The 4227-nt window shown below is 74.1% G+C and carries 5 protein-coding genes; 4 read left to right on the top strand and 1 reads right to left on the bottom strand.

Going from position 1 to position 4227, the window contains the following annotated elements; genetic code table 11:
• Positions 1–25: 25 nt before the first annotated feature.
• The 3 genes from ACFU99_RS35220 (at position 26) to ACFU99_RS35210 (ending at position 2576) form a co-directional block, all read left to right on the top strand.
• Positions 26–613, top strand: coding sequence for a DUF5998 family protein (locus ACFU99_RS35220; protein WP_384400148.1), 588 nt, complete (start codon positions 26–28; stop codon positions 611–613).
• Positions 613–1824 (top strand): alkaline phosphatase family protein, encoded by a 1212-nt coding sequence (locus ACFU99_RS35215; RefSeq protein ID WP_384400145.1) that lies wholly within the window; start codon positions 613–615, stop codon positions 1822–1824. The genes ACFU99_RS35220 and ACFU99_RS35215 overlap by 1 nt, the downstream gene beginning before the upstream one ends.
• A 65-nt stretch (positions 1825–1889) precedes the next feature.
• Positions 1890–2576, top strand: coding sequence for a thymidine kinase (locus tag ACFU99_RS35210; protein ID WP_384400142.1), 687 nt, complete (start codon positions 1890–1892; stop codon positions 2574–2576).
• 27 nt (positions 2577–2603) lie between these two features.
• Here the strand turns inward: ACFU99_RS35210 and ACFU99_RS35205 are convergent, their stop codons facing one another.
• Entirely contained in the window at positions 2604–3395 is a 792-nt protein-coding gene (locus ACFU99_RS35205; RefSeq protein ID WP_384400139.1) for a VOC family protein, read from the bottom strand.
• Positions 3396–3669: 274 nt separating this feature from the next.
• Between ACFU99_RS35205 and ACFU99_RS35200 the strand changes: the two genes are divergently transcribed.
• Positions 3670–4227, top strand: a 558-nt coding sequence (locus ACFU99_RS35200; RefSeq protein ID WP_384400136.1) for a sulfurtransferase, incomplete at its 3' end; no start/stop codon positions are given.

Here is a 4227-nt window from a genome sequence, read left to right as displayed (position 1 = left end):
CCCATACGCCCCGTAGGATGGGCGTATGGCGAAGACCGGTACGACGACCCAAGGGCTGCGCGCGGCGATCGAGCGCAGCGGCTACTACCCGGCCCTCGTGGCCGAGGCGGTGGAGGCCGCCGTGGGCGGTGAGCCGGTCGTGTCCTACCTGGTTCATCAGGAGACGACCTTCGACTCCAACGAGGTCCGACGGCATGTCACGGTCCTCGTGCTGACCGACACCCGCTTCATCGTGAGCCACACCGACGAGCAGGCGGCCGACGGCACCTCGCCGTCGCCATACGCCACCACGTCCACCGAGTCCGTGAAGCTCGGCCGGATCTCCTCGGTGGTGCTCAGCCGCGTCGTGGCCAACCCCGAGTCGTACACCCCCGGCACCCTGCCCCGCGAAGTCGTGCTGACCATCGGCTGGGGCGCGGTCTCCCGCCTCGACCTGGAGCCCGCCGCCTGCGGCGACCCCAACTGCGAGGCCGACCACGGCTACACCGGCTCCTCCACCGCCGACGACCTGAGCCTGCGCGTCAGCGAGGCGGGGGACGGGCCCGACACCGTGCGCCAGACCCTGGCGTTCGCGCAGTCCCTGTCCGAGGCGACGGCGGCGACCGGCCGCTGATGACTGGTTACGCCTCCGGCCCCGCCACCTCCTGGCAGGACCCGAACCCGCTCGACCCCCGCTCCGCCCCCCTCCCGCGCTACGGCACGGGCGCCCTGTCCGACCTCCTGCCCGCCGTCGCGGCGGGCCTGGAGGTCCCCGGCATCACCTCCGGCCTCCAGCTGGAGCCCGCCGACCGCGTCTGCGTCTTCCTGATCGACGGCCTCGGCTGGGAGCTGCTGAAGGCCCACCCCGCCGAGGCCCCGTTCCTGCACTCGCTGCTCGGCAGCTCCATGAACGGCACGGGGCAGCCGATGACGGCGGGCTTCCCCTCCACCACGGCGACCTCGCTGGCCTCCGTCGGCACCGGGCTGCCGCCCGGCGCGCACGGCCTCCCCGGCTACACGGTCCGCGACCCGGCCACCGACCGGCTGATGAACCAGCTGCGCTGGCGGCCCTGGACCGACCCGTATGTGTGGCAGCCCTACCCCACGGTCTTCCAGCTCGCCGACGCCGCGGGCGTGCACACCTGCCAGGTGTCCGCCCCGGACTTCCAGCACACCCCGCTGACCAAGATCGCGCTCAGCGGCGGCACGTTCCACGGCCGGCAGCTGGGAGAGGACCGCATGGACCTCTCCGCCGACCGGCTGGGGGCCGCCGACCGCTCGCTCGTCTACACCTACTACAGCGAGGTCGACGGCAACGGCCACCGCTTCGGCGTCGACTCGGACGAGTGGCGCGGCCAGCTGATGTACGTCGACCGGCTCGCCCAGCGCCTCGCCGAGCAGCTGCCGCCCCGCTCCGTCCTGTACATCACCGCAGACCACGGCATGATCGACGTCCCCTTCGACCCGGAGTCGCGCATCGACTTCGACGAGGACTGGGAGCTCGGCGCGGGCGTCTCGCTCCTCGGCGGCGAGGGCCGCTGCCGCCATGTGTACGCGGTGCCGGGCGCGGCCGGCGATGTGCTGGCCTGCTGGCGCGAGGTGCTCGGCGAGCAGATGTGGGTGGCGGGCCGCGACGAGGCGATCGAGGCCGGCTGGTTCGGGCGGCCGGGCGACGGCGTGGACGAGCGGGTGCGCGGCCGGATCGGCGACGTCGTCGCCGCCGCCCGCGACGACATCGCCATTGTCGCCTCGCAGACCGAGCCGAACGAGTCGGCGATGGTCGGCCTGCACGGCTCGATGACCCCCGTGGAGCAGCTCGTCCCGCTCCTCGAAGTACGCCCCTGAACCTCTGTTCCCCCCGGCTCTCGATCCCCCACGCCCCCGTACGACCGAAAGGCCCCCACCCCCTCATGCCCGAGCTGGTGTTCTTCAGCGGAACGATGGACTGCGGCAAAAGCACACTCGCCCTCCAGATCGAGCACAACCGCTCGGCCCGCGGCCTGCAAGGGATGATCTTCACCCGCGACGACCGGGCGGGGGAGGGCAAGCTCTCCTCCCGGCTCGGGCTGGTCACCGAGGCCGTCGAGGCCGCGGACGGCTTCGACTTCTACGCGTACGTCGTCGCCCACCTCTCCGCGGGCGGCCGGGCCGACTACGTCATCGCCGACGAGGCCCAGTTCCTCGCCCCCGGCCAGATCGACCAGCTGGCCCGCGTCGTCGACGACCTCGCGCTCGACGTCTTCGCGTTCGGCATCACCACGGACTTCCGCACCAAGCTCTTCCCCGGCTCCCAGCGGCTCGTCGAACTCGCCGACCGCATAGAGGTGCTCCAGGTGGAGGCGCTGTGCTGGTGCGGGGCGCGGGCCACGCACAACGCCCGCACCGTGGCGGGCCAGATGGTCGTGGAGGGAGCGCAGGTCGTCGTCGGCGACGTGGACGGGGCGCAGGACACCGTGGGCTACGAGGTGCTGTGCCGCCGCCACCACATCCGCCGGATGACGGCGGCGGCCGCCGGGGCCGGGGCGCTCTCCCCGGACGTCCTGCCGGTGGACGCCGAGGCGCACTGGCCGTACGCGCGGGGGCCCGTCCGAACCTGAGCCCGTGCCCGTACGGCCGCCGCGCGCTCAGCCGGCCTGCGGCGCGGGGGTGTCGCTGCGGAGCAGGCTGAAGACCGCGCCCTCCGGGTCCGCGACCGTGGCCAGCCGGCCCGGCGCGGCGTCGCGGGGCGGGGCCAGCACCTGCCCGCCCAGCTCGGCGACGAGGCCGGCCGCCGCGTCCGTGTCCGCCGTCTCGAAGTACGTCATCCAGCGCGGCCCCTGGTCGCGCGGGAGCGCGTTGCCGACGCCGTGGATCGCGGCCGCGGGAGCACCGTTCACGTTCAGCGTCAGATAGTCGAAGTCCGCCGCCACCACGGCCTCGGTCTCATAGCCGAAGACGGATTCGTAGAACTTGGCGATCATCGTGGTCTCGGCGGTCAGCAGCTCGTGCCAGACCGGCGTGCCGGGCACGCCCGCGCCCTGCGCGCCGAGGTGGCGGCGGCCCTCCCAGACGCCGAACGTCGCGCCGGACGGGTCCATGGCGATCACCAGCCGCCCCTCCTCCTCGGCTTCGAGGGGGCCGACGCCCACCGTGCCGCCGCAGCACCGGATCCGCTCGGCCGTGGCGTCGGCGTCGTCGCTGGCGAGATACGTCGTCCAGGAGACCGGCAGCTGCCGGCCGGGCGGCAGTTCGCCGATGCCGGCCACGGGCCGGCCGTCCAGCTCGGCGCGCACGTACGGACCGAGCTGCCCCGGACCCGAGTGGTACGTCCAGCCGAACAGGCCGCTGTAGAACTCCTGCGTCGCGGCCAGGCTGTGCACCATGAGGCTGGTCCAGCATGGCGTTCCAGGGGTGCGCCGAGTCGCTTCCTCGGTCATCGTCACTCTCTCCTCGGACCATCGTGGTGGCCGTGTCGCCCGGGCCGGTCGTCGGCGCGCGGGGTGGTACGGGGACGGGGCCAGTCCAGATGTTCGCACCGCCTGTCGTGGTGTGCGCCCCGGCCGCGCCGGATTTGGCGGGTTCCCCCCGGAGCCTGCCCGAATCGGCATGTCGCATCCGTTTCGGCGCCGTTGCCGTCCGGTATCGGCCCATCGCCGCCACGGGGCCGGAACGCCGGACACGGGCGCCGGTCACTGCGCGAGGATGGTCCTTATGAATGCCATCATCACCGCATCCGAACTCGCGAGCGAGTCGGCGGCGGCCCGCCCGCCGGTTCTCCTGGACATCCGCTGGCAGCTCGGCGGGCCGCCCGGCCGCCCGGAGTACGAGGCCGGGCACCTCCCCGGCGCCGTCTACATCGACCTCGACAGCGAGCTGGCGGGACCGGCGGGGGAGCGGGGCCGCCATCCGCTGCCGGACGTCGCGGCCTTCGGCGCCGCGATGCGCCGAGCAGGGGTCCGCGCCGACCGGGCGGTGGTCGTCTACGACGGCGGCCAGGGGTGGGCGGCGGCCCGCGGCTGGTGGCTGCTGCGCTGGACGGGGCATACGGACGTACGCGTCCTGGACGGGGGCCTCGCGGCGTGGACGGCCTCCGGCGGTGCCCTCTCCACCGAGATCCCGGCCCCCGAGGCGGGCGACTTCGAGCCGGAGCCGGGGGCCGCGGGGCTGCTGGCGGCCGACGACGCGGCGGCGCTGGCCCGCCGGGGCGTCCTGCTCGACGCGCGGGCGGGGGAGCGCTACCGGGGCGAGGTCGAGCCGATCGACCGGGTC

The sequence above is a fragment of the Streptomyces sp. NPDC057654 genome, assembly GCF_042800135.1.
Taxonomy (GTDB): domain Bacteria; phylum Actinomycetota; class Actinomycetes; order Streptomycetales; family Streptomycetaceae; genus Streptomyces.
This window is presented reverse-complemented; position numbering and strand designations above follow the sequence as displayed.

What these genes read in the sequence shown, in the direction of transcription:
- ACFU99_RS35205 (WP_384400139.1), bottom strand. Translation starts at nt 3,395, where the DNA reads ATGACCGAGGAAGCGACTCGGCGCACCCCTGGAACGCCATGCTGGACC.
- ACFU99_RS35215 (WP_384400145.1), top strand. Translation starts at nt 613, where the DNA reads ATGACTGGTTACGCCTCCGGCCCCGCCACCTCCTGGCAGGACCCGAAC.
- ACFU99_RS35210 (WP_384400142.1), top strand. Translation starts at nt 1,890, where the DNA reads ATGCCCGAGCTGGTGTTCTTCAGCGGAACGATGGACTGCGGCAAAAGC.
- ACFU99_RS35220 (WP_384400148.1), top strand. Translation starts at nt 26, where the DNA reads ATGGCGAAGACCGGTACGACGACCCAAGGGCTGCGCGCGGCGATCGAG.